Genomic DNA, 24,836 nt, shown 5'->3' on the forward strand with positions numbered 1-24,836 from the left:
TCCTTATTGGTTAGCAGGGCGCTGGCGGCGTTCGGCGATCAGCATCACCAGGAAAACGGCACCAATCAGGTCAAAGAAGCCCATCGCCACAAACAGCGGATTAAAGCCGATGGTATCGGCGGTAACACCGATAATCAGCGAGAAGATAAAGCTGGCGATCCAGGCGCAGGAGCCGCGCATGCCGTTAACAGTGGCCATCTGGCGGCGATCAAAGCGCTCCACCACCAGCGCACTCAGCATGCAGGAGATCACCTGATGACCGAAGCCGCCGACGGAGATCAGGGCGATAGCCAGCCAGGGATCTTTCACCAGCGTCATCAGCGCCAGCGACACCATCAGCAGCGCACCGGTGACGGAACTGGCGATAATGGAATTCACGCGGGTCATACCAAACCAGCGCACATAGATTCTGGTGAGATAGCCGCTGGCGACGCTGCCGAGGTCGGCGGCCAGAAACGGCAGCCAGGCGAACATGACGATCTGCTTAAGATCCATGCCGCGCTCGTTGGCAAGATAGAGTGGCACCCAGAAGCTCAGCACCGCCCAGGCGGGTTCAGCCAGAAAGGCTGGAATGGCGATGCCGTAGAATTTCTTCTCTTTACCAATCACTTTCAGCGCGGTGAAGAACGGCAGCTTTTCACCCATCGCCTCGTTGTCCTGGTTAATAAAGGCGCGTTCATTATCGGAAAGACGGGGATGGCTCTCCGGCGAGTGATAGCCCCACCACCAGAGTCCCACCCACAGCAGGCCCAGGCCGCCGGTCAGCAGAAATGCGCCCTGCCAGCCAAAGGTAATGTGGGCAACATAGATAATCGGTGGCGCCAGCATCGCACCAATCGAAAAGCCGACGCCCGCCCAGCCCGCCGCAACCGGACGCTCCTTTTTCGGAAACCAGTCACCGATCGCTTTGGCGTTAGCAGGCGTGGCCGCCGCTTCGGACGCGCCCATGACAAAACGCAGCAGCGCCAGATGCAGCCAGCTTCCCGCACCGGCGTGCAGCAGACAGGTTACCGACCAGATCAGCGCGCAGATCAGGAAGCCCATCTTCAGTCCGATTACATCGATCAGCCAGCCGCAAATCGGCTGAAACAGGGTATAAGCGAGCTGAAATGCGGCTACGACCCACGAATACTGTTCGGTGGTCATGTTCAGACTGGTTTTCAGTTCCGGTGCCAGAATGCCGAGGGAGTTACGGGTGATGTAGTTGACGGTTACACCCAGCAAAAACATTCCCAGCATCCACCAGCGCAAATTTTTAATCACGCGCACCGTGCGTGACGCACTGATGGGTTTGGTTGTTGATTCGAGGCTCATTGTGCCACTCCTGATTGCCATTGATGACGCACACCGCCTGCTGGCGTACCGCGTGTGCTTTTATCGAACTTAGAAAAGTGCGAAACGTGGGTACAGCCACTTTTTTGCAACGCTTTTCATGGCAGGCTGAATCCCGACAGGAAATGGCACTGGAACGCTTATCTGACGCGATTCAGCAGACTATGAAAAATTTTTCATCAGCAGATTTGAAGGCGATCACAGAATGAAACAAAGGCTGAAAATCGGTGAGATTGCGGCGCTGAGTGGGGTCTCGATCAGTACGGTATCGCGGGTGCTGGCGGGAAAAGCGAATACCCGGCCCGCGACGCGGGACAAAGTGCTGGCCGTGGCGCAGCAGCAGGGCGTGCTGGATAACCTGCACAGCGGTCGCCTGCTGCTGAATAACCTGATGGTCTTTGCCCCGCCGCGCGCCTTTGACGTACGCAGCGACATTTTCTACTACAAGGTGATTCAGGGGATCAGCCAGGCGGTGGAGCCGCATGAGGTGCGGCTGCGCTACTGCCCGCTGGAAGAGGTAGAGAGTAATGCCGCGCTGTTTATCGATAAAATGCAGCAGACCGAAGCCGCCCTGCTGATCGGCATTGATGATGAGCATATTCATCAGCTGGCGGCGGAGATGAACAAACCCTGCGTGCTGATCAATGCCCGCGATCGCCGGATGCGCCTGCCCTCGGTCTCACCACATCATCAGCTGATTGGGGAATTCTCCGCGCGCTATCTGTTTGAGCAGGGACACCGGCAGATCCTGTCGCTACACTGCCTGCGCCGCTACACCATGGAGCAGCGCTTACAGGGCGTACGTGACGCCTGGCACGCCATGAATCTGCGCTTTGACAGCCGCCAGCATCTGCTGACCCTGAACAGTTTCAGCAGCAATGAGGCGGCGGAGCGACTGGGTGAATATCTGCGCCACTGCCCTGACGCGCTGCGCCCGACGGCGATTCTCGCCAGCGGGGATTACATCGCCGCAGGTGCCGTCACCGCGCTGGAGCAGGCCGGATTGCGGGTGCCGCAGGATATCTCAGTAATGAGCATGGACGGGTTTAACCTGGCCGCTATCCACGACATTCCGCTGACATCGGTACAGGTGCCACGTGATGAGCTGGGCGCCGCAGCAGTCAGAATGCTGCAGGAGATGCGGCTGAATCCCGGCACACCCACTGGCAGCCTGCTGCTGAATGGCAGGCTGGTGGTGCGCGAGTCGGTGCGCCGCATTCGCGATAATCTCAGCCATGCGCCGGTTCAGCAGCATGGCCTTTATGATTAACCCGGTGCTGATTAATCCAGCGTTTTCAGCCGCAATTCCGACGGCTGAGGCCGTCCGAACAGGAAGCCCTGGAACAGCGTACAGCCCTCATCGCGCAGCTTCGCGAACTGCTCATCGCTCTCCACGCCTTCAGCGGTAATCTGGATATCCAGACTGCGGCTCATGCCGGTAATCGCGCGGATAATCGCCAGCGCCTCGCGGCTGTCGCCCATATCGTTGATAAACGATTTGTCGATTTTGATTTTGTCGAACGGGAAGGATCGCAGATAGCTCAGCGACGAATAGCCGGTGCCGAAATCATCCAGCGCAATCTGTACGCCCAGCGCCTTGAGATTCTGCAGGGTACGGATATTCCCCAGTGAGTCATCCAGCAGCACCGATTCGGTGATCTCGACTTCCAGTCGCGCCGGATCGAGACCCGACTCTTTCAGCGCGCCTTCGACCACCGGCACCAGCGAGCTGTTTTTAAACTGCAGCGGTGAGAGGTTGACCGAGACCGACTGCTCCCCTTCCCAGCTCGCCGCTTCACGACAGGCTTCATAGAGCGCAAAAGCTCCCAGCATATGAATCAGGCCGGTCTCTTCTGCAATCGGGATGAAGTCGTTGGGCATGATCAGCCCGCGGATCGGATGATGCCAGCGCATCAGCGCCTCATAGCCAATAATCGTGCGATGATCGCCATTGGTGATGGGCTGATAGTAGAGCCGCAGATGCCCGCCGCTGATTGCATCGCGCAGATCGTTTTCAATCAGGCGGCGGCTGCGCGCAACATCATCCATCTCCAGCGTAAAGTGCTCATAGCGGTTGCGGCCATTACGCTTGGCTTCATACAGCGCCATATCCGCACAGCGCAACAGCTGCTCCGGCGTATTGGTGATGGTGGTGCTGAGCGCAATGCCTACGCTGAGCCCGACCGACAGATTATGACCCTCAACGTTAACCGGCGGACGAATCGCCTCGATCAGACGCTGCGCCACAATGCTCGCCTCCTCACTGTTCGCGACCGAGGGCAGCACGATAGCGAACTCATCGCCACCGATGCGCGCCAGCGTATCCTGATCGCGCAGCGTGTTACGCAGACGTTTAGCCACGCTGCGCAGCAGCTCATCGCCAATCTGATGGCCCAGCGCATCGTTCACATTTTTGAAGTTATCCAGATCAAGGCACAGCGCGGCGGTCTGGCGCTGCGTCTGATTCGCGGTGCGCAACGCCTCACTCAGACGCTGGCGGAACAGAATGCGGTTCGGCAAGCTGGTCAGGTTGTCGTGGTGCGCCATATGGTGAATACGGGCATCGGCGGCACGCTGGTCGGTGACATCTTCCACCAGCAGCATCAGGTAGTTGCGGCGTGCATCCTGGCCATTAATCGCGGTGGCGCGGGTATGCAGAATGCGTTCGCCGCTGGCGGTCATCAGTAACTGCTCACGCTCATGCATGCCCTCACTGCGCAGTGCAACGTCCGCCAGATTGTTAAAATAATCACTGAGCTCAGGTGACATGCATTCGTGCGGACGCTTGTTGACGATCAGTGCTTTCGACAGGCCAAACAGTTGCTGAGTACGGTCATTCACCAGCAGGATCTCGCGGGTGATCGCATCTTCAACAATCACGCAGGAGGGAATATTAGCAATGATATTGTCCAGGAATTTAGATAAGGCGGTTTTCTGCGTGCTCTGGGCTTCGGCCAGATCCCGGGCGCGCAGGATCTGCTGCTCCTGCTCACGGCCTTCCGTGCGGTCGCGGGTGATCTTGGCGAAACCGATCAGCTTACCGTCATCATCATGGATCGCGTCGATGACCACATGCGCCCAGAACGCGCTGCCATCTTTACGGTAGCGCCAGCCTTCATCCTCAAAGCGGCCGGTTTTCAGCGCGATACCGAGGTTGGCTTCCGGCGTGCGGTTCAGTCGCTCCTGAGCGCTGTAAAACAGCGAGAAGTGCTGACCCACTACTTCTTCCGCTTTATACCCTTTGGCGCGCTGGGCACCGGCATTCCAGTTGACCACCACGCCGTCGACATCGAGCATATAGATGGCGTAATCGGTAACGCCCTCTACCAGCAGGCGAAAACGCTGCTCCTGTTCCCGTTGCTCGCTGCGGACACGCTGCTGTTCGGTGCAGTCACGGGTGATTTTGGCGTAACCCAGCAATTTACCCTGATCGTCACGGATCGTGTCGATCACCACATGGGCCCAGAACGCGCTGCCATCTTTGCGGTAGCGCCAGCCCTCATCTTCAAAACGGCCGGTACGATACGCCGTTTGCAGGTTCTGGCTGGGGATATGATTGAGTCGATCCTGCGCGCTGTAGAAACGGGAAAAATGCTGGCCAACAATCTCTTCCGCCACATAGCCTTTGGCCCGCTGTGCGCCGGCGTTCCAGTTCACTACGTTTCCGTCCTGATCGAGCATGTAGATGGCGTAATCGGTGACGCCCTCCACCAGCAGGCGGAAGCGCATCTCCTGTTCCCGCTCTTTGCGCTGCTGCTCCTGCTGCCGGGTGCAGTCACGGCAGACAGCAGCAAATCCTATCAGCTGAGCGGTCTCGTCGCGGATCGGATAGATGACCACGTGTGCCCAGAAGCTGCTGCCATCCTTGCGGCAGCGCCAGCCTTCGTTTTCGTAACGTCCGGTGGTGACGGCGATATCGAGTTCGCGCTGCGGCTGACCGCGACGGCGATCCTCGTCGTTGTAAAACAGGGCGGCGTGCTGTCCAATAATTTCGTCTGGCCTGTAACCAAGGACGTGCAGACCCCCACCGTTCCAGCTGGCGACAGTTCCGTCCGGTTTAAGCATGGTGATCGCGTAGTCGATCACGCTTTGTACCAGCATGCGATACATGACATCAGAGTTATTATCCATTGTTATTTGCCTGCTGATCGGTAGCCCGGTAAAGGCTTAAGAATGTTCTTAATCGCGAGCCGAGACTACAGCGGAAAAGGTCTGCGAAGACAAGCGTATTAAGAAGAATAACTAATCTTAACAGGGGAGTTATCGGCAGCGGCGAGCAAATGTTCAATGATGTGATGATCGGGATAAGCGCCTGAGCTCAGGCGTTAAGGCAGGTTTTACAGCCAGCCAGGTCAGAGCGCGAGACTGGCTCGCGCTTAATCATTTCTTGGCAGAAACGACGTTTACAGGTCCATCTGTTGCTGTAAATGCATCGCGGCAATCGGCTGCCAGATCTCGGTTAACGCGCCCTCTTTACCGGTGAACGGATCCTGTGTCGGCAACGGCACTTTTTTCACCTGCTCCTGCGCCATTTTCAGCTTCGCGGGTTCGTCGCGCAGCGTCTCAGGCGACATGCCGTGCGGATAGGCGCCAATCACCATAAAATCTTCGCTGGCGCTGACCTGCCGATGACCGACACCCGCCGGGATCAGCACCGCATCGCCTGCGCGCAGGGTGACCATCCGGCCACTGTCGCCGCCAAACAGCACTTCCGCCCAGCCTTCCGCAACCCCGAGCAGTTCATGGGTGTTGGGATGAAAGTGGGTATAGGGGAAAATCGGATAGCGCCAGGCAGGTGGCCAGCCGTTTTCGTCGAAAGTTTTCTCAAACCACGCTGCGATCTCCTCCTCTTCCGGCACCACGCGCGGCCAGATAATCAGAGGTAACGGGTTATTAGGTACGCCGCCCGACGGGATGGCGAGCATCAGATGCTGAGGATTATCAGAGGCCCCGGCCGCAAAAGTGCCCGCGGCAAAGGACATCGTTAACAACAGACTGGAGGATGAGGCACGCATACAGGTTCTCCGGTTTTTTTCTAAGTGTGGCAAACCCGCAGCACAATGCAATGTGCGCCGGACGACACAATTGAGATAATGGACTGATATTGCTGACTAAAGCCAAATGTGTCGTTAACAATAGGGCCAGATAGTGCCTGTACGCCTGCGGATAGCGGTTCTTACTGCGGCAAAGTGTTGCAAAATGTCAGGCGGCCCGGCACGCAGATACGGCAGCCCGATGTCCGGACACTCTTTTGATAAACTGTTATACAAAAATCGCACAGATCTGTTTCTGATATGCTTGACTGTTATCTGTTGTAATAGCTAACAGATGACAGTGAGGTAACAAATGGACGCTATTAAACAAATCCTGATTGACGAGATCGCCACGCTTAACCGCGAAGAACGTCGCGACAATTTGCCGCGATTTAGCCTCTCGTTTCTGAAGAACCATCCCGGCCTCTGGGCCGTTATGTATCTCTGCTACGGCCTGTGCGTGGCGCTGATCTTCACCACCGAGATGCTCGGCTGGCCCGCCTTCTGGTTTGCCACCGCATTTGTGCTGGTGATGAGCGTGCTGATGCTGCTTGATATCAACCCGAAATATCGCTTTGAAGATATCGATGCGCTCGATCTGCGTGTCTGCTACAACGGTGAGTGGTATTACGTTCAGCCGGTGCGCGAACAGGCTATCTCACGCATTCTGTCGCTGCCTGAAACGCCGGAGCGGGTGAAAAGTGGTATCCAGCGTCTGCTGACGCAAAAAGGGGAAGTGGACTTTTATGATGTCTATTACCTGACCTGGGGCCACCAGGAAGCGGCACGCGTCTAATCCGCCTGCGGTTGCGCCATTAACTGACCCAGCGTCGCTATTGCCGCCTCGGCCCGGCTATCCCACGGCCAGGCGGTATTCAGTCTGAAGCAGTGACTGAACTGCTCTCCTGCCGAAAACAACTGCCCCGGTGCGATACTGATCCCCTGCGCCAGCGCCTGCTGGTAGAGCCGGGTAGTATTGATGCTGTCCGGCAACGTCACCCAGAGAAAATAGCCGCCGCGCGCTTCGCTGACCGTCGCCTGCGGCGGCAGCACCTTCAGCAGCGCCTGACGCACCATCTGCTGTCGCTTCGCCAGTATCTGTCGCAGCCGCTTCAGATGGGTGTCGTAACGCCGCGTGGCAAGAAAGTCGGCCAGCGCCAGCTGCATCGGTGCGCTGGTCGAGAGCGTGCTCATCAATTGCAGGCGCTGAATGCGCTGCGCATGCTGTCCCGCTGCCACCCAGCCGACGCGGAAACCCGCCACCAGCGACTTGGAAAACGAGCCACAGTGCAGCACGTTTCCCTGGCGATCCCAGGCCTTTGCGGGCAGCGGCGCAGCCTCACCCGCCCAGAGTTCGGCATAGACATCATCTTCAATCATCGGCACCTGATAACGCGCCAGCAGCGCCACCAGTTGCTGTTTGCGCTCCGGCGTTAACGTCACGCTCAGCGGATTCTGCAGCGTCGTCATCAGCCAGCAGGCTTTTACCGGCCAGCGTTGCAGTGCCTCCTCCAGCTGGATGAGATCGATGCCCTGCTTTGCATCGACCGGAATCGCCAGCGCCTTAAGCTTGAGCCGCTCGATCGCCTGCAGCGCGCCATAAAAACTCGGTTGCTCAATCACCACATAGTCGCCCGGCTCGGTCAGGGATTGCAGGCTGAGGTTCAGCGCCTCCAGTGCCCCGCTGGTGATGACAATTTCATCCGGCGACAGGGTGATGCCCTGACGCGCATAGCGCTGCGCCAGCAACTGTCGCAGCGTAGCGTTGCCGGGCGGCAGATTGTGCAGCGCATCGGTTGGGGTCAGATGATGTGAGACGTTCGCCAGCGAGCGCATCAGCTGACGCTGCGGAAAGAGTGCCGGATCGGGGAACGCAGAGCCAAACGGCACGATGGCGGGATCGCGCGTGGCCTGCAGTACATCAAACACAAAGTCGTTGATATCGACCTGCTCGCTGATTGCCACACTCAGCGGTGCGGGCGCTAAGGCGCGCGGTGCCACGTAGTAACCTGACTGTGGACGCGAGACGATCCAGCCCTGACTCTCCAGCAGCTCATAGGCATGCAGCACCGTCATCAGGCTGACACCCTGATGCGCAACCTGCTGACGCAGCGACGGTAAACGGGTGCCCGGCAGCCAGATGCCGGCCTCTATCTGCTGCTGAATCTCATCCATCAAGCGCTGGTATTTCGCCACGGGTCGCCTCTCCTTGTTTACCGCGAGTCGTCTGACCGCGAGACTTTACCACGCACGGCGGCCAATGACAGGCGGCGCGCATCGCTTATCGTCTCCGATTACGCTGATTCAGCGCTACTCAGGCGCGTCAGATCACCGCCACCTGCGGCGTCAGGGGCTGATCGGCCTCAGTCATCGGGCTCACGTTTGCCATCGCCACCTCCGTTTCCGGCACCACAAAATTAGCCAGATCCGGCACCCGCTCAGGGGGAACCGGCTTGCCCAGCAGATAGCCCTGCAGCGTATTGCAGCCCAGGCTGGTCAGAAAGGCCTGCTGCTCAGCGGTTTCAACGCCTTCAGCCACCACTTTCAGCTGCAGCGACTGCGCCAGCGCCACAATCGCCGACACGATGGTGGCATCTTCTTTCTGATGCTGCAGCTCATTCACAAAGGCCCGGTCGATCTTAAGCTCGCTGGCCGGCAGCCGTTTCAGATAGAGCAGGCTGGAGTAGCCGGTGCCAAAGTCATCAATCGAGGCTTTCACGCCGAGCTGGGTCAGCTCGGTGAGAATACGCACGCTCTCATCGGGATCGCGCATCGCAGTGGTCTCCGTCACTTCCAGCGTCAGCAGTTCGGCCGGAATCTGATGTTTTGCCAGCGCATCCACCACCGTCTCTACCAGATTCGATTGTTCAAACTGCAGCGCCGACAGGTTCACCGCCACCGACCAGTCCGGATGGCCCTGCAGATGCCACTGGCGCAGCTGACGACAGGCTTCATGGATCACCCAGTTGCCGATGCTGACAATCATGCCGGTCTTTTCCGCCATCGGCAGGAATTTATCGGGTGACAGCAGGCCACGCTTCGGATGCTGCCAGCGCAGCAACGCCTCAAAACCGAGGATCGGGCCGCGCGGCGCACAATATTTGGGCTGATAGAACAGGCGCAGTTCGTCGTTCTCCAGCGCATGCCAGAGATCGTTATTCAGCTGAAGCTGGCTCTGCGCCTGAATGTTCATTGAGGGCTGGAAGAAGGTGTAGCCGTTGCGGCCATTATTTTTGGTGTGGTACATCGCCGCATCGGCGTTGAACATCAGTTCCCGCTCATCCACGCCATCACCGGGATAGACGGCGATACCCAGACTCAGTGAGACCACCAGTTCATAGCGTGAGATATCAAACGGGCGATCCACCGCTTTAACCAGCTTATCGGCGATGGCAGCTGCATCATTGGGATCGTCTATCTCAACCAGCAGCACAAACTCATCACCACCGAGCCGCGCCAGGGTGTAGTAGCCGGTCATCTGCTGACTCATCCGCTCGGTCACACCGACCAGCAGACTGTCGCCAATGTGATGTCCGAAGGCGTCGTTAACCGCCTTAAACCCATCGAGATCCATAAACATCAGGGCAAACTGCGTCTGCTCACGGTTCGCTTTGTTGATCGCCTGCTCCAGTCGATCCTCCAGCAGGATACGGTTCGGCAGCCGGGTCAGGTTATCGTGCAGCGCCAGCTGAGCCAGCTCGCGATTCGCTTCAGCCAGCGAACTGGCGAGAATCGAGGTACGCGCCTGCATCCGCGCATCCAGCATCGAGACCAGCAGGGTAATGCCCAGAATCGAAATGGTGACCACCGTGACCAGAATCGCCAGCCAGTTGCTGTTGACGCCCTGCCCGACCGGATGACTGTGGGTGGGAAACTCTGCTGCCATCATGCCGGTATAGTGCATGCCAGCAATCGCACAGCCCATCACCACCGAAGCGCCAATGCGCAGCAGTGTGACCCGGCCAGTCTGACCCTCACGCAGGTTAAACGCCAGCCACAGCGCCGCGCCCGAAGCGGCCAGAGCAATCGCCACCGACAGCGCTACCCAGCCCCATTGCCAGACGATACCGGGCGAGAACATCAGCGCCGCCATGCCGGTGTAGTGCATCGCCGCGACACCACTGCCGAGGATCAGCGCGCCGCCCGCCAGACGCGGCAAAGGCAGATCGCCACTGCTGCAGACCAGCCACAGTGCAAATATCGACGCGCAGACGGCAATGGCGGCGGAGAAGGCGGTAAGTCCGGCGTTGTAGCTCATGACCATCTCCATGCTCATCGACAGCATGCCGATAAAGTGCATCGCCCAGATGCCGATGCCCATGGAGAAACCGCCGCCGAACAGCCAGACCAGCGCCACTTTGCCGGTAGAATGTACCACCCGCCCCGCCATATCTAAGGCGGTAAACGAAGCCAGCATCGCGACAAGAACTGAGACGATGACGATAAAAGAGTCGTATGAGGTTGCTAACATAGTGCATTCCCGCGAAAGCCGTGCTGGTGGTTGGGCAGAGGTTTTTTTAAATTTGTATGAGTTATCGGCATAGCCCGGCGGTTAATGAGCCGCGAACCCTGCCTCCTTTCCACTCATTCTGAGTGATGAAATCTATCGTCAGCTTCAGCCAGAAACCGACGACACCGGCTGCCGCAGTGCGGGAAAACTGAACGCGTCAACCCGATCCGGAGGCGTTGGCTTGCCCAGCAGATATCCCTGCAATGCATCAAAGCCTAAGCTGGTGAGCAGATGCTGCTGCTCTTCCGTCTCAACGCCTTCCGCTACCATGCGCAGGTTGAGGCTCTGCGCCAGCGTCAGCATGGCGCTGACCACGGTCGCATCTTCGCTGCCAGGTCGCAGGCAGTTGATAAAGCTGCGATCAATTTTAAGTTCACTGGCATCCAGATGCTTAAGATGCAACAGGTTGGCATAGCCGATGCCGAAGTTATCAATGGCGACGCTGACGCCTGCCTGCTGCAACTCCCGAATCCGCTGCTGGCTGAAAACAGGGTCGCGCATGGCAATCGTTTCGGTGATCTCCAGCATCAGCGCGCTCCCTGACAGCTGGTAACGCGCCAGCGTCCCGGTCAGCGTGCTGAGGAGATCACGCTGGTGAAACTGCAATGCCGAGAGATTCACCGAGACCGTCCAGTCGCTGTGTCCCTGGCTGTGCCAGATCCTTAACTGACGGCACGCCTCCTCAATCACCCAGTTGCCCAGCGCCACAATCTGACCGGTTTTTTCGGCGCGCGGCAAAAACAGCTCAGGCGTCAGCAGACCGCGCTGCGGATGCTGCCAGCGCAGCAGTGCTTCAAATCCCATTAATCGTGTGCCACCGGAACGGAATTTGGGCTGATAGAACAGCCGCATCTGCTGGCGATCGATCGCTTCCCACAGATCGTTGGCCAGCTCCAGCTGATGCTGCGTTGCCGCGCTCATGGCGGGCTCAAACAGGCACCAGCCGTTTCGCCCACTGTGTTTGGTGTGGTACATCGCCGCGTCGGCATTAAACAACAGCTCCTGCCGGCTGCGGCCATGCAGTGGAAAGATTGCAATACCGGCACTGAGTGAAACGTGCAGTACATAGCGGTCAAGTTCAAACGGCGAACCGATTACTTTCACCAGTTTTTGCGCCAACTGCCGGGCCGGGCTGATATCACACTCCGCCATCAGCACAAACTCATCCCCGCCCAGCCGCACCAGCAGCATGGTGTTACTGAGCTGACTGCGTAGCCGTTCCGCCACTGCCACCAGTAGCCGGTCACCGACGTGATGTCCCCAGGTGTCATTGACCGCCTTGAAGCCGTCCAGATCCATATAGATCACGGCAAAGCGATCTTCATTCAGCGTCGCCTGTTTGATGGCGAGATCAAGCTGCTGCTCCAGCATCACCCGGTTGGGCAGCGCCGTCAGGTTGTCATGCATCGCCAGCTGACGCAGCTCCTGGTTAGCGCGATTGAGCCGGGTTGCCAGCCGCGCGGCGCGCACCTGAGCGTCCAGCATCGAACTCAGCAGGGTGATCCCCAGAATACTCAGCGTAATCAGCGAGACCCATACCGCCAGTCCCGGATTACTGACGCCGTGCGGTAGCATGGTGCTGTCGTGGCTGAACACCGCCGCCGCCATGCCCACATAGTGCATGCCTGCAATCGCGATCCCCATCACTATTGAGGCCAGCCCACGCATCAGCAGCAGATGATGGTCACCCTGCCGCAGATGAAACGCCAGCCACAGCGCCACGCCCGAGGCGACGAACGCAATCAGCACCGAGAGCGCCACCAGCAGCGTATTCCACTCAGGTTGCGGATCAATCAGCAGGGCCGACATACCAAGATAGTGCATCACCACCACGCCCGCGCCCAGGATCAGCGTGCCGCGCAGCAGCCGCTGACGGGTGAGATGCAGGCCGCCAACCGTCTGGCCGAAGGCGAATATTGACGCCAGGATCGCCACCAGCAGCGAGAGGATCGTCAGCCGCGTGTCATAGCGCATCGTCATCGGCATCATCATTGCCAGCATCCCGATAAAATGCATGGCCCAGATGCCAATCCCCATTGCCGTGCCGCCCACCAGCAGCCAGAACCGCGCGCTCCAGCCATGGGAGACCGCCACCCGTCCGGCAGTGTCCAGCGCTGTAAAAGAGGCAATAAACGCCACGAGCAGCGAAACGCAGATCAGCACGCTATCCCAGGTGACAAGCAACATGTACAACTCCTCACCACCCGCAGAAAAGCAGGTGCTGTGTAAAGTCAGAAAAGTAATTTTAAAAACACCCAATGGGTGAAAGTTAATTAACTTCAGTATTTACTGGCCCTGAAGACCGGGCAAAACAGGCCCATAAACGCAGGGCCATTTGTGACCTGCATCTTATTAACCGCCTGCTGTCTCTGGCGGTAAATCGTTATTATGTCTGATTGGTACAGGAACATATCACCGAAGCAGAAAGCATACCAGAGGCCGAAAAAACAAGGGATTTTGTTTTGCCGTCTCGCTTTTACGCCTTGCTGTAACTGGGTTATCGGCCAGAAAGACCATTTGATTAACGAAAAATAAACAGCCGCACTTCGCGTAACGCTTTAACTGATCTATAGTAAATAAAACTGATATAAATCATCATTCTTAAGTCTGAGATTTTTCTTAGGGCTACGGCGCTGCCGGACTTGTTATTTTTATTTCCTTACTTTGGGTTGAATCGTTAATAAACACCGGGTGAAAAAGCACTGACTCTCGATAATCCGTAAGGAAATATTATGAAACTCAAGCTTTTTCTGTTTGCCGCTGCAGGATTAACTGTTGCTGTTCCATCATTAACCCAGGCGGCTACGACCTCGGGAACCATCAATGCCACGTTAACACTGACCACCGGTTGTCTGGTAAACGGACAGTCAGCCACGGCGGGCGTTAACTTTGGTACCCTGAACTTTGGTAGCAGCGCCGCCACCTTTGATACCCTGAACGCCACCCTGGTCGGTGCAGCCGGTAACGGTATTTTTGTGCGCTGCACCACCGGCCAGGATTACAACGTGGTGGTGACCAGCAGCAATGCTGCGCCAGCCACTATCTATGGCACCGCCTCTACGTCGCCGCGTTATCTGATTCTGGGATCGAATAATGCGCAGGGTATCGCCTATACCCTCTACAGTGACGCCTCCTTCACCACAGCGATCGCCAACAATACGCCGATCGCCTCCAGTGGTACGACCGATCCGACGCGGGGAACCAACTACGCCATTTATGGCCGGGTGGTCGGCGGCGGCTTTAACCCCCTGATCCCTGCCGGAACCTATACCGATACGATCAACGTTGCCGTGAACTATTAACTGCTCTCGCAGGTAAAGAAAGGTGGTTCTCTGGCGAGCCTGCCTGACGATCGCACGCGGTCTGCCTCTGCTGATAGGGAGCGTTAACGCCTGGAGTCTGCCTACCAGCACTTTCCAGGTTACGGCGTCGATTGTGGCAGGCTGCGTGATATCCGGTACCAATACCGGCGTTTTCGGCACGCTTGATTTCGGCACGCAGTCTGGTGTGGCGACCAGCACCGTCAACGCCAGCTTCGTGCAGAGCACTTCCATTAACCTTGCCTGTACGCCAGGCACCACGCTGAGCATGAGCATCAATCAGGGCAGCAACTTCACGACGACCCGTAATCTGAAGCTGCCCAATTTCACCAATACCGTTCCCTATACGCTCTTTAGCAACGCCAGCCGCACCACGGTCATCCCGGTAAACCAGGCGGTGTCGCTGAGCTATAGCAATGCCAATAACATTACGCTGCCGATCTATGGCCAGCTACAACTGCCCGGCACTGCGCGCGCCGGCGTCTATACCGACACACTGACCGTCACCCTGAGCTGGTGAGGCGATAGAAAACAAGGATATGATCATGAAGCCACTGCGCGCCCTGCTGCTGCTGAGTCCCACCCTGCTCTCTCCGGCCTTCGCCGCTAACTCGGTGATGATCTGGCCTATCGACCCCGCCATTAACCCTGAAGAGAAAGCCAGCGAACTCTGGCTGGAGAATCGCGGTAACAGTACGACCATGATGCAAATCCGGGTTTTCAGCTGGCAGCAGATTAACAGTCAGGAGCAGTATCAGACCCAGCAGCAGGTGGTCGCCAGCCCGCCGATGGTACGAATGGAGCCGGGCCAGAAACAGCTGGTCAGGCTGATTAAACAGACGCCCCCGGCGGCCGGTAAAGAGCTGGCCTATCGGGTGGTGCTGGATGAGATCCCGACGCCGAACATTCCTGGCGAGAATCAGGCCGGGCTGACCTTTCAGATGCGCTATTCGGTGCCGCTGTTCGTGTATGGTACCGGGCTCTCCACCGACAGCGCCCGCCCTGCTCTGCGCTGGCAACAGGTCAGCGAGGGCGGCAAGCGCTGGCTTCAGCTGACCAACAGCGGCAACGGCCACGCCCGGCTCAGCAATGTGGCGATTGGCGGTCGCAAACTGGGCGAAGGCTTATACGGCTATGTGCTGGCGGACAGCACGCATCGCTGGCCGCTCACCTCGCCGGTGGGGGGCGAACTTACCGCTGACGTGAACAAAAGCCAGTGGCGCAGCGCTGCTCAGAAGTAAGCGCTGAATGAGACCCTTTTCCCTGCATCCCTGCGCGCTGGCGGTGGCCAGCGTGATTTACGCGCTTACGCCGGATCCTTTGCTGGCGGAGACTTACTCATCCCTGCCCCCGCCGCCCAGCCTGCAGAGCACCGGCAGCGGTCAGCGTTATATGCTGGAACTGGTGATTAACCAGCAGGCGAACGGCAACATTGTGGCGGTGGAGCAGCGCAACGGTCATTTCTGGCTGCGCAGCGGCGATCTACAGCGTGCCGGTCTGCCACCGGCTAAGCTGGGCCAGCAGCCAGAGGTTGATGTCAGCAGCCTGCCATCCATCAGCGTGGAGTATGACGCTGCGCGGCAGCGCCTGCTGCTGACCGTGCCGCCTGACTGGCTGCCCGGTCAGGTCATTGGTGAGGCAAAGAACGGACCGCGTTATCCAGGCCGCACCAGTAGCGGTGCGCTGATTAACTACGATCTTTACGCCAGCCGTACCGATAACAGCGGCACCCGCCTTGCCGCCGGACATGAACTGCGGATGTTTGGTGAGACCGGACACGTCTCCACTAACGGTGTCTGGCAGCAACAGCTGGAAGGCAATAAGACTTATCAGAACGATGGCTACATCCGCTACGACAGCTGGTGGAGCAATGAAGATGAGAACACGGCGGTAAGCTGGCGGGTTGGCGATCTGGTCACCGATTCGCTGGCGTGGAGCAGCAGCGTGCGGCTTGGCGGCATCCGCGTCGGCCGCGACTTCAGCGTCCGTCCCGATCTGGTGACCTATCCGCTGCCCGCTTTTTCCGGCCAGGCCGCCGTTCCCTCCACTGTCGATCTCTTTATCAACGGCTATCGTTCCAGCCAGGCAAACGTGCAGCCCGGCCCCTGGTCAATGACCAATGTGCCGTTTGTTAACGGCGCGGGTGACGCGGTGATCACCACCACCGATGCGGTGGGCCGTCGCGTCACTACCACCATGCCGTTTTACGTCTCCAGTAATCTGCTGAAGTCGGGCCTGTCGGATTATGCCTTTTCCGCTGGCGCGATCCGCGAGAACTACGGCATAAAAAACTTCGATTATGGGCAGGCCGCCGCCAGCGGTTCTTACCGATACGGCATGACCGACTGGCTGACGCTGGAGAGTCACGCTGAAGGCAGCGAAAGCCTGGCGATGGGCGGGCTGGGCGGTCAGTTGCGCGTCGGCAGCTGGGGCGTGGTCAACGGCGCGGTAGCGCAGAGTCAGCTTGAGGGCGAGAGCGGCAGGCAATACAGCTGGGGTTATCAGTACAACAACAGCTGGTTCAATATCGGCACGCAGCAGACCCAGCGCAGCAGCGACTTCGGCAATCTGGCGCTGGTCGGCAGCCGTGCCGGAAGCCAGGCGGATAGCCGTTACGCGCTGTCGCGCCGGAGTGCGCAGTACAGCGCCAGCGTCTCGCTGAACCAGTTTGGCAGCGTCGGTGCCGCTTTCATCGATATCACCGACGGTCAGGGCGACCGCACCCGCCTGTGGAACCTCTCATGGAGTAAAAACCTGTGGGGTAACAGCAGCCTCTATGTCTCTGCCAGCCGCGATCAGCAGGAGAAGAGCTGGACCGGTGCCCTCTCGCTGGTGATCCCGTTTGGTGAACAGGGCAGCGCGGCCATCAGCACCGAACGCGATCAGCGCGGTCGCGACAGCCAGCGTATCTACGCCTCCAGCGCCATGCCCAGCGACGGCGGGTTCGCCTGGGATGCCTCATGGGCGAATCAGAGCGGTGACAGCGGCGATTATCGTCAGGGCAGTCTGCGCTATCGCAATAACCAGATTGATACCTCCGGCGGTTTTTATGGCGATGATGACAACCTCACGCAATGGGCCGATCTCTCCGGTGCGCTGGTATTAATGGATAACAGCGTCTTTGCCGCTAACGCCATCAACGACGCCTTTGTGCTGGTGAAAACAAGCTATCCCGACGTGAACGTGCGCTACGAAAATCAGTCGATGGGACGCACCAATCAACAGGGCTATCTGCTGGTGCCCGCCATCAGCAGCTACTATCCGGCCAAATATGATATCGACACCCTCGACCTGCCCGCCGATATGACCACGCCGCGGGTTGAGCAGCGCTTCGCGGTGAAACGTCAGAGCGGCTACCTGCTCAATTTCCCGGTGGAGAAACTGCGCGCCGCCAGTGTGATCCTGGTCGATGCGCAGGGCCAGCCGCTGCCGGTCTCAAGCCTGGTGCAGCGTCCTGACCATCCCACCGGATATGTCGGCTGGGATGGCATCGTCTGGATGGAAGATCTTACCGCCAGCAATCCGATCGAGGTAGTGACGCCAGATGGTCGCCGCTGCGAAACCGAATTGCATATCGCCAGCGGTCAGCCGCAGGCGCTGAAAACCTATGGCCCTCTGACCTGCGCGCTGCCGGCTCCTGTTGCAGGCAGCGCCGCCGCGCCTGCTGAACCTTTTACGTCCGGAAATCCACTATGATGAGATCGCTGTTACTGGCTGGCCTGTTGCTGCTACTGCCGTCACTGAGCTACGCCGCCTGTACCCTTCCCGCCTCCACGGCAAGCTTTGGTTCGGTCACCACCTTTGTGGCGAATACCACCGTCAGTTCGGTCACCACCAACGCCAACGTCAACTGTGGCTCCGGCTCGTCGCTGTCGCTGCTGGGCAATAACCAGATAACCTTTCAGCTGACCGGCGCAACCACTGTCAGCGGCACGCGCGGCATCCTCAAGCGTAGCGGTGACACCGGCAGCGATAATGTGCCGGTGCAACTCTGCACCGACAGTGCCTGCGCCACCGAACTGACTATCGGTGGCACGCCCTTTGTCTATGGCTCACAAACGCTGATTAACCTGGCGGGATTGCTGGGCAGCCTTAACTTCGCCATTCCGGTCTATCTGCGCACCGTTCCCGGTCAGGTGGTTGCCGCCGGAACCTATCAGGTGACGCTGAACATGGCGGTGACTTATCGCATCTGCACCAGCGTCGGCGTGGGCAATCTCTGCTTAAGTGAGCAGACCGGCAGCGGCGTAATCCCGATTAACATCACCGCTATCCTGACCAATGACTGCACGACGATTACCTCACCCAATATCAGCTTTGGCAGCGCGCCGCTGGTGGGCAGCTTTTCCACCGTCTCGCAGACCATCAACGTATTGTGCAGTAAAGGCAGCACCTATACCGTCGGACTGAGCAATGGCAGCTATGCGCTAAGCAGCGTCAGGAATATGGCGAGCGGGACGAATCGGCTGAGCTATGAGATTTATAAAAGTACCACCAGCAATCGCTGGGGCCCGGCAGGTACGGAACGCTGGAGCAGTACCACCTCGACGGCGGTATCTACGGATGGACTGACGCGCGGCTTTAACTACACCGCGCGCATCCTGACCACGCAAAACACGCCGCCTGCCGGTAACTACAGCGACAGCGTGGTGGTCGATTTGTCTTTTTAAAGGGAAGCGCTGGCCGGCGTCGCGCTGTGGCGCAACTGATACTGTTTCACCATCCGGCCAATCAACAGTGTACCGATCAGCCCGCAGACGGCAGCAAAGGTCAGCCAGACGCCCGGCATCGCCTTATCACCGGTGGCGTGGATCAGATAGCTGGAGATGGCAGGCGTGAAGCCGCCAAACAGCGCCGTCGCCAGACTGTAGGCCATAGAGAAACCGGCGGCGCGCACCTCAGCAGGCATAATCTCCGCCAGATACACCACCATTGCCCCGTTGTAACTGGCATAAAGAAACGACAGCCACAGTTCCGCTTCCAGCAGATGAGCGAAGCTGGCCGAGCCCACCAGCCAGTGCAGCACCGGCCAGGTGGTCACAATCATCAGCAGGGTAAAAATGATCAGCAGCGGACGGCGACCGACGCGGTCCGACAGCGCGCCCATCAGCGGCAGCCAGAACAGGTTTGAGACACCCACGCAGAGGGTGACCAGAAATGCCTGCTTATCGCTCATCATCAGCACGGTTTTACCAAAGGTCGGGGTAAAGGCAGTGATCATGTAGAACATCACCGTGGTAGTGACCACCATCAGCATGCCCGCCAGCACCAGCGCCCAGTTGCTGGCAACTGACCGCATGATTTCCGTCATGCTCGGGTGATGTTTACGTTTGCTGAACGCTTCGGTCTCTTCCAGCATCCGGCGAATGTAGAACAGGAAAGGCACAATCAGGCAGCCGACCACAAACGGGATACGCCAGCCCCACTCCGTCACCGCCTCTTTCGCCAGCAGATGATTGAGCATCAGGCCCAGCAGGGCGGCAAAAATCACCGCAATCTGCTGACTGCCTGATTGCCAGCTGACGAAAAAGCCTTTGCGGCCTTTCGGCGCGACTTCCGCCAGATAGACCGATACGCCACCCAACTCGACGCCTGCCGAGAAGCCCTGCAACAGGCGTCCCAGCAGAATCAGAATCGGTGCCGCCGCGCCCAGCGTGGCGTAGCCTGGCACCAGCGCAATGGTCAGGGTACCAATCGCCATTAAGCCCAGCGTCAGTAATAAGCCTTTACGACGACCATGATGGTCGATGTAGGCACCCAGAATGATCGCCCCCAGCGGACGCATCAGGAAACCGGCACCAAAGGTCATCAGAGTGAGCATCAGGGAAGCAAACGGGTCATCACCGGGAAAGAAGGTTTTGGCAATGGCGGTGGCGTAATAGCCAAACACCATAAAATCATACATCTCCAGAAAGTTACCACTGGTGACGTTAAAGATGGTCCGGGCAGCACTTTTCGGCGGCTTATGTAAAGACGGGGTGTGACTCATAACGGCTTCCTGTTGTTTTTTAGCCGTTTTAGCCTGCCTGAGGCGAGATTAATGTGACCTGGCTCACCATTGCACTTTACAATTCTGTGTACATAAGTAACAACCAATTAACAATTCAAATCAGCCAGCATAAGTGATCAGCTCTGGTGCTGATCTGCCTGATTTTATCTGGCTGAAGAGCCGCCATAAAAAAAAGGCGACCTTAACAGTCGCCTTTTCATATTGCCGGATAACCCGCTATTTCTTCACGGTTTCCATGCCCATCAGACCGATTTTCAGGTAGCCCGCCGTGCGCAGCTTATCCATCACGCTCATCAGCGTTTCATAATCTACCGACTTGTCTGCCTGGAAGAAAATGGTGGTCTCTTTATTGCCCTGCGTCTGGCTGGTCAGTACATTCACCAGCGAGTCCGGGGTGACCTGATCGTTACCCACGTAAAGCTGTTTATCTGCTTTAATCGACAGATAGACCGGCTTTTCCGGACGCGGTTGCGGCGCGCTGGTGGAAGCAGGCAGATTAACGCGCACATCGACCGTGGCCAGTGGCGCGGCCACCATAAAGATGATCAGCAGCACCAGCATGACGTCGATAAACGGCGTCACGTTGATCTCATGCATTTCACCATCGGTTTCCAGATCGTCGTTTAATCGCATGGCCATAACAACTTACCCTAAGCGCAGTTTCTGGGCGGTCGCAGGACGCGGAACCTCTGTAGCGACGGTGCCCAGATCGATATCACGACTCTGCAGCAGCATCACCTGCGCGGCGACATCACCCAGCGAGGCTTTGTAGTTGGCAATCATGCGGGCAAAAACGTTATAGATGACGACGGCCGGGATCGCAGCAACCAGACCAATCGCGGTCGCCAGCAGCGCTTCGGCGATACCCGGTGCCACCACCGCAAGGTTGGTGGTCTGGGTTTTCGCGATGCCGATAAAGCTGTTCATGATGCCCCAGACGGTGCCGAACAGGCCGATAAACGGAGCGACAGACCCGATGGTCGCCAGGAAACCGTTGCCACGACCCGCATGGCGGCTGAAGGCGGCTACACGGCGCTCGAGGCGGAAACTGGTGCGATCTTTAATGCCGTTGGTATCTTCCACGCCAGCCGACAGTTCAAGTTCATTCTGCGCATCGTTCAGCAGCACCACAGAGTGGCTGTGCCCGGTAAACGTCTGGGCAATGCGGGCGGCGTCATTCAGATTGCGGGCTTCGCCCAGTGCCAGTTGCTCACGCTTCAGGCGACGCTTAGCCGCGCTGAGTTCGGCATATTTGCCGAAGAAGATCGCCCAGGTCACCACTGAGGCCAATAACAGGCCAATCATGACCACCTTTACCACGATATCGGCATGTTGATACATGCCCCAAACGGAGAGGTCCGTTTGCATCAAATCACTGGCTACCACGCTGCTTCTCCAACTTCTGATTCAGGGATGCGAAACAAGCGCAAATAATAGCAAAACGGCGGCGAATTGATAGTAGTTCTCATTACTATTTACAAAGCTGATCCGCGTTATTGACCTGCTGTTGAGCAGGTTCAGGCACGGTTTGTGAGGATGTTTCGAAAATGTGAAGCCGCATGAAAATTTATTAAAACAACGTTTCAAAATGTGACGGAATTCATTCAATCAGCATTGCTGCATTTTACTCAGACACGTTTTCACTATGCTGGCTCCTTACGGCCCTCTGCGGTTAGCCCTGACCGCAGGCCGTATTACCTCTGCGGGAGACAATATAATGAGAATGATGAGAACATGCGTGGCCAGTGCCCTGGCGGCGATGATAGCGAGCGCCACCGCCACGGCACAGGTGATTAAAGTGGCTGAAGTGCAGCCTGCCGGTTATCCCACTGTGGTCGCTCTGCAACATATGGGCGACAAACTGAAACAGGCCACCGATGGACGGCTGGAGATGAAGCTCTACGCCGGTGGCGTGCTGGGTGATGAAGATCAGACGCTGCAACAGGTGCAGCTGGGGGCTATCGATATGATTCGCGTCTCGCTGGCCCCGGTCACCTCGATTGCCCCGGAAACCAGCGTGCTGACCCTGCCCTACATTTTCCGCGACGTTAATCATATGCACAACGTGCTGGATGGCGATATAGGCCGCGAGATTGCCGACAAATTCGATAACGATCCCAACGCCCGCATGGTGTTCCTGGGCTGGACCGATGCCGGTGAGCGCAACATGATCACCAAAAAGCCGCTGGCAAAACCGGACGACCTCAAAGGCATGAAGATCCGGGTACAAAACAGCGCCATCTCGCTGGCAACCCTGAAAGCGATGGGCGCCAATCCGGTGGCGATGGGCGTCAGTGAAGTGTTCAGTGCGATGCAGACCGGCGTGGTTGATGGCACCGAGAACAACCCACCTACCTTCGTCGCCCATAACTATATGCCGGTCGCGAAGTATTACACCCTCAGCGGCCACTTTATCCAGCCAGAGATGATCCTGTTTTCAAAACGCGCCTGGGATCGCCTGAAACCCGACGATCAGGCCCTGCTGAAAAAGCTTGGCAAAGAGGCACAGGATGAGGAGCGCCAGCTCTGGGCGACCTATACCGAAGCGTCGATCGCCAAAATGAAGGCGGGCGGGATCACCTTCCAGCAGACCGACCGCGACTTTTTCGTCAAAGCGACTCAGCCGGTACGCGATCAGTTTGGCGGCAAATATCAGGATCTGATGACCCGTATCGCTGAGGTGAAATAACCCTTCCCGCGCCACGCTGCCGTGTGGCGTACTTAATCAGGTATCAATTATGTCTGCTTATGCACGTCTGATGGATGGGCTTTATCTGCTCTGCATGCTGGTGGCCGCCGTGGCGCTGTTGATCATGGTGACGGTGATCCCGATTGGGATCTTCGCCCGTTACGTGATGAACGGCGCGCTCTCGTGGCCAGAGCCGGTTGCCATTATCTGCATGATTATTTTTACCTTTATTGGCGCGCCGGTGGGTCTGCGCGCCGGAACCCATATCTGCGTGTCGATGGTCACTGACCGCCTGTCGCCTGCCCGGCAGCGCCTGATGCTGCGCGTCAGCGATCTGTTGATGATCGTCACCTGTCTGGTGATCTTCCAGGCCAGTTACAGCCTGTGCGAAGCGATGTGGGTGCAGACCCTCGCCTCACTTCCGGCGGTGACCTACGGCGAGATGTATCTGCCGATCCCGATTGGCGCAATTTTCACCCTGCTGTTTGTTATTGAGCGCCTGCTGATCGGCGATCAGAGCCAGCGGCCGATTGTCACGCTGGGCGGCACCCACTAACGCGGAGCAGAAAAATGGATGCATTGATCTTGATAGGCAGTTTGCTGGTGTTACTGATGGTGGGTTTTCCGGTCGCCTTTGCGGTGGGACTGAGCGCCTTTATCGGAGCCTGGTGGATCGATCTGCCGCTGGAAGCGGTGGTGATTCAGGTGACCAACGGGATTAACAAATTTTCGCTGCTGACCATTCCGTTCTTTATCCTCGCTGGCGCGATTATGGCAGAGGGCGGTATTGCCCGTCGTCTGGTCAACTTCGCCTATATCTTTGTCGGCTTTATTCGCGGCGGGCTGTCGCTGGTTAATATCGTCGCTTCAACCTTTTTTGGCGCTATCTCCGGGTCGTCGGTAGCCGATACCGCCTCGATTGGTTCGGTGATGATTCCGCAGATGGAAGAGAAAGGCTATCCGCGTGACTTTGCGGCGGCCGTAACCGCCAGCGGCTCCGTTCAGGCGGTGCTGACGCCCCCCAGCCACAACTCGGTAATTTACTCGCTGGCAACCGGCGGCATGGTGACTATCTCCTCACTGTTTGTCGCCGGGATCTTTCCTGGCCTGCTGCTGGGGGCCTGCCTGATGGTGATGTGTCTGGGCTTTGCCCGTAAACGCGGCTATCCCAAAGGCGAGCGCATTCCGTTTCGTCAGGCGCTGAAGATTTTCTTCGACGCGTTCTGGGGTCTGTTTACCGTAGTGATCATTATGGGGGGGATCCTCTCCGGCATCTTTACCGCCTCGGAGTCCGCTGCGATCGCCTGCATCTGGGCGTTCTTCGTCACCATGTTTATCTATCGCGACTTTAAATGGAGCCAGTTGCATATCCTGCTGTTCCGCACCATTAAAACCGTCACCATCGTGATGGTGCTGATCGCTTTCGCGGCCGGGTTTGGCGCGGTAATGACCTTTATGCAACTGCCAACCATTATTACCGAAGCGTTCACCAGCCTCTCCGATAACAAATATGTGATCCTGATGTGTATCAACATCCTGCTGCTGGTGGTGGGCACGCTGATGGATATGGCGCCGCTGATTCTGATCCTGACGCCGGTGCTGCTGCCGGTAGCGACCACGCTGGGGGTCGATCCGGTTCACTTTGGCATGATCATGCTGACTAACCTGGGCATCGGGCTGATTACGCCGCCGGTCGGCACCGTACTGTTTGTTGCCAGCGCGGTGAGTAAGCAGAAGATTGAGCAGGTCGTCGGGGCGATGCTGCCGTTCTACGGCATGCTGTTCCTGGTGCTGATGCTGATTACCTATATTCCCGCTATTTCACTCTGGCTGCCGCGCCTGATGGGCGTGATGTAAGGCAATGAAAACCGGCTCGCTTGCGGGCCGGTTTTTTTCCTGCGACGCACTCTGATAATCACCATTGAGTCTCAACCCTGCTGGC

20 protein-coding genes are annotated in these 24,836 nt (G+C 57.8%); 11 read left to right on the forward strand and 9 right to left on the reverse strand.

The genetic code is table 11. From position 1 onward, the window contains the following. Positions 1–3 precede the first annotated feature (3 nt). Positions 4–1,314 carry an MFS transporter gene (locus FA92_RS14835; protein ID WP_033784042.1) on the reverse strand — a complete coding sequence of 437 codons (1,311 nt, stop codon included), beginning with the start codon at positions 1,312–1,314 and terminating at the stop codon, positions 4–6. Between the two features lie 23 nt (positions 1,315–1,337). Between FA92_RS14835 and FA92_RS14840 the strand changes: the two genes are divergently transcribed. Continuing rightward, on the forward strand, positions 1,338–1,541 hold the full coding sequence (locus tag FA92_RS14840; protein ID WP_239780542.1) for a hypothetical protein: 204 nt from the start codon (positions 1,338–1,340) through the stop codon (positions 1,539–1,541). After that, positions 1,538–2,602 carry a LacI family DNA-binding transcriptional regulator gene (locus tag FA92_RS14845; protein ID WP_033733874.1) on the forward strand — a complete coding sequence of 355 codons (1,065 nt, stop codon included), beginning with the start codon at positions 1,538–1,540 and terminating at the stop codon, positions 2,600–2,602. Before FA92_RS14840 ends, FA92_RS14845 begins: the two co-directional genes overlap by 4 nt. Positions 2,603–2,613: 11 nt before the next feature. Here the strand turns inward: FA92_RS14845 and FA92_RS14850 are convergent, their stop codons facing one another. Further along, positions 2,614–5,463, reverse strand: coding sequence for a bifunctional diguanylate cyclase/phosphodiesterase (locus FA92_RS14850; RefSeq protein ID WP_033784043.1), 2,850 nt, complete (start codon positions 5,461–5,463; stop codon positions 2,614–2,616). 272 nt (positions 5,464–5,735) lie between these two features. Continuing rightward, the gene (locus tag FA92_RS14855; RefSeq protein ID WP_033784044.1) at positions 5,736–6,347 is read right to left on the reverse strand and encodes a cupin domain-containing protein; all 612 of its coding nucleotides are present in this window, start codon (positions 6,345–6,347) and stop codon (positions 5,736–5,738) included. A gap of 331 nt (positions 6,348–6,678) precedes the next feature. Between FA92_RS14855 and FA92_RS14860 the strand changes: the two genes are divergently transcribed. Beyond that, positions 6,679–7,161 carry a YlaC family protein gene (locus tag FA92_RS14860; RefSeq protein WP_013359026.1) on the forward strand — a complete coding sequence of 161 codons (483 nt, stop codon included), beginning with the start codon at positions 6,679–6,681 and terminating at the stop codon, positions 7,159–7,161. Here the strand turns inward: FA92_RS14860 and FA92_RS14865 are convergent. From FA92_RS14865 to FA92_RS14875, 3 genes are all read right to left on the reverse strand, one after another. Beyond that, on the reverse strand, positions 7,158–8,561 hold the full coding sequence (locus tag FA92_RS14865; protein WP_033784045.1) for a PLP-dependent aminotransferase family protein: 1,404 nt from the start codon (positions 8,559–8,561) through the stop codon (positions 7,158–7,160). The two genes, FA92_RS14860 and FA92_RS14865, sit on opposite strands and share 4 nt — an antisense overlap. 127 nt (positions 8,562–8,688) lie before the next feature. Then, positions 8,689–10,836 (reverse strand): bifunctional diguanylate cyclase/phosphodiesterase, encoded by a 2,148-nt coding sequence (locus FA92_RS14870; RefSeq protein ID WP_033784046.1) that lies wholly within the window; start codon positions 10,834–10,836, stop codon positions 8,689–8,691. Positions 10,837–10,980: 144 nt separating this feature from the next. Continuing rightward, positions 10,981–13,062, reverse strand: coding sequence for a bifunctional diguanylate cyclase/phosphodiesterase (locus FA92_RS14875; RefSeq protein ID WP_033784047.1), 2,082 nt, complete (start codon positions 13,060–13,062; stop codon positions 10,981–10,983). A 545-nt stretch (positions 13,063–13,607) separates the two neighbouring features. On the opposite strand from FA92_RS14875, the gene FA92_RS14880 reads away from it, so the two are divergent. The 5 genes from FA92_RS14880 to FA92_RS14900 are packed head-to-tail and all read left to right on the forward strand — an operon-like array spanning position 13,608 to position 18,865. Further along, positions 13,608–14,177, forward strand: coding sequence for a spore coat protein U domain-containing protein (locus tag FA92_RS14880; RefSeq protein ID WP_013359030.1), 570 nt, complete (start codon positions 13,608–13,610; stop codon positions 14,175–14,177). Positions 14,178–14,199: 22 nt separating this feature from the next. Further along, a complete protein-coding gene (locus FA92_RS14885) occupies positions 14,200–14,715 on the forward strand; it encodes a spore coat U domain-containing protein (RefSeq protein WP_013359031.1) in 516 nt (171 codons plus the stop codon). Positions 14,716–14,740: 25 nt separating this feature from the next. Then, complete coding sequence (locus tag FA92_RS14890; RefSeq protein WP_033784048.1) at positions 14,741–15,436, forward strand: molecular chaperone; 696 nt, start codon at positions 14,741–14,743, stop codon at positions 15,434–15,436. A gap of 7 nt (positions 15,437–15,443) precedes the next feature. Then, a complete protein-coding gene (locus FA92_RS14895) occupies positions 15,444–17,891 on the forward strand; it encodes a fimbria/pilus outer membrane usher protein (RefSeq protein WP_033784049.1) in 2,448 nt (815 codons plus the stop codon). Beyond that, positions 17,888–18,865, forward strand: coding sequence for a spore coat U domain-containing protein (locus FA92_RS14900; RefSeq protein WP_033784050.1), 978 nt, complete (start codon positions 17,888–17,890; stop codon positions 18,863–18,865). The genes FA92_RS14895 and FA92_RS14900 overlap by 4 nt, the downstream gene beginning before the upstream one ends. On the opposite strand, the gene FA92_RS14905 is transcribed toward FA92_RS14900, so the two are convergent. The 3 genes from FA92_RS14905 to exbB all read right to left on the reverse strand — a co-directional run bounded on the left by FA92_RS14905 (position 18,862) and on the right by exbB (position 21,573). Then, positions 18,862–20,184: an MFS transporter gene (locus FA92_RS14905; RefSeq protein WP_033784051.1), complete on the reverse strand. Its 1,323-nt coding sequence runs from the start codon at positions 20,182–20,184 to the stop codon at positions 18,862–18,864. The genes FA92_RS14900 and FA92_RS14905 overlap by 4 nt on opposite strands. Positions 20,185–20,421: 237 nt before the next feature. Beyond that, the gene (gene exbD / locus FA92_RS14910; protein WP_013359036.1) at positions 20,422–20,844 is read right to left on the reverse strand and encodes a TonB system transport protein ExbD; all 423 of its coding nucleotides are present in this window, start codon (positions 20,842–20,844) and stop codon (positions 20,422–20,424) included. Between the two features lie 6 nt (positions 20,845–20,850). After that, complete coding sequence (exbB, locus tag FA92_RS14915) at positions 20,851–21,573, reverse strand: tol-pal system-associated acyl-CoA thioesterase (protein WP_197061516.1); 723 nt, start codon at positions 21,571–21,573, stop codon at positions 20,851–20,853. Between the two features lie 349 nt (positions 21,574–21,922). Between exbB and FA92_RS14920 the strand changes: the two genes are divergently transcribed. Genes FA92_RS14920 through FA92_RS14930 form a run of 3 tightly spaced genes read left to right on the forward strand, consistent with a single transcriptional unit; the run spans position 21,923 to position 24,751 of the window. Next, positions 21,923–22,894, forward strand: a complete 972-nt coding sequence (locus FA92_RS14920) for a TRAP transporter substrate-binding protein (RefSeq protein WP_033784053.1) — start codon at positions 21,923–21,925, stop codon at positions 22,892–22,894. Between the two features lie 49 nt (positions 22,895–22,943). After that, entirely contained in the window at positions 22,944–23,450 is a 507-nt protein-coding gene (locus FA92_RS14925) for a TRAP transporter small permease (RefSeq protein WP_033784054.1), read from the forward strand. 14 nt (positions 23,451–23,464) lie between these two features. After that, positions 23,465–24,751, forward strand: coding sequence for a TRAP transporter large permease (locus FA92_RS14930; protein WP_033784055.1), 1,287 nt, complete (start codon positions 23,465–23,467; stop codon positions 24,749–24,751). Positions 24,752–24,836 lie beyond the last annotated feature (85 nt).

Source organism: Pantoea sp. 9140 (assembly GCF_000745295.1).
In the GTDB taxonomy this organism is placed as follows: Bacteria; Pseudomonadota; Gammaproteobacteria; order Enterobacterales; family Enterobacteriaceae; genus Pantoea; species Pantoea vagans.

Excerpts from the sequence above, each read along its gene's own strand:
- FA92_RS14835 (WP_033784042.1), bottom strand. The coding sequence starts at position 1,314 with ATGAGCCTCGAATCAACAACCAAACCCATCAGTGCGTCACGCACGGTG.
- FA92_RS14840 (WP_239780542.1), top strand. The coding sequence starts at position 1,338 with ATGACGCACACCGCCTGCTGGCGTACCGCGTGTGCTTTTATCGAACTT.
- FA92_RS14845 (WP_033733874.1), top strand. The coding sequence starts at position 1,538 with ATGAAACAAAGGCTGAAAATCGGTGAGATTGCGGCGCTGAGTGGGGTC.
- FA92_RS14850 (WP_033784043.1), bottom strand. The coding sequence starts at position 5,463 with ATGGATAATAACTCTGATGTCATGTATCGCATGCTGGTACAAAGCGTG.
- FA92_RS14855 (WP_033784044.1), bottom strand. The coding sequence starts at position 6,347 with ATGCGTGCCTCATCCTCCAGTCTGTTGTTAACGATGTCCTTTGCCGCG.
- FA92_RS14860 (WP_013359026.1), top strand. The coding sequence starts at position 6,679 with ATGGACGCTATTAAACAAATCCTGATTGACGAGATCGCCACGCTTAAC.
- FA92_RS14870 (WP_033784046.1), bottom strand. The coding sequence starts at position 10,836 with ATGTTAGCAACCTCATACGACTCTTTTATCGTCATCGTCTCAGTTCTT.
- FA92_RS14875 (WP_033784047.1), bottom strand. The coding sequence starts at position 13,062 with ATGTTGCTTGTCACCTGGGATAGCGTGCTGATCTGCGTTTCGCTGCTC.
- FA92_RS14880 (WP_013359030.1), top strand. The coding sequence starts at position 13,608 with ATGAAACTCAAGCTTTTTCTGTTTGCCGCTGCAGGATTAACTGTTGCT.
- FA92_RS14890 (WP_033784048.1), top strand. The coding sequence starts at position 14,741 with ATGAAGCCACTGCGCGCCCTGCTGCTGCTGAGTCCCACCCTGCTCTCT.
- FA92_RS14895 (WP_033784049.1), top strand. The coding sequence starts at position 15,444 with ATGAGACCCTTTTCCCTGCATCCCTGCGCGCTGGCGGTGGCCAGCGTG.
- FA92_RS14900 (WP_033784050.1), top strand. The coding sequence starts at position 17,888 with ATGATGAGATCGCTGTTACTGGCTGGCCTGTTGCTGCTACTGCCGTCA.
- FA92_RS14905 (WP_033784051.1), bottom strand. The coding sequence starts at position 20,184 with ATGAGTCACACCCCGTCTTTACATAAGCCGCCGAAAAGTGCTGCCCGG.
- exbD (WP_013359036.1), bottom strand. The coding sequence starts at position 20,844 with ATGGCCATGCGATTAAACGACGATCTGGAAACCGATGGTGAAATGCAT.
- exbB (WP_197061516.1), bottom strand. The coding sequence starts at position 21,573 with ATGCAAACGGACCTCTCCGTTTGGGGCATGTATCAACATGCCGATATC.
- FA92_RS14920 (WP_033784053.1), top strand. The coding sequence starts at position 21,923 with ATGAGAATGATGAGAACATGCGTGGCCAGTGCCCTGGCGGCGATGATA.
- FA92_RS14925 (WP_033784054.1), top strand. The coding sequence starts at position 22,944 with ATGTCTGCTTATGCACGTCTGATGGATGGGCTTTATCTGCTCTGCATG.
- FA92_RS14930 (WP_033784055.1), top strand. The coding sequence starts at position 23,465 with ATGGATGCATTGATCTTGATAGGCAGTTTGCTGGTGTTACTGATGGTG.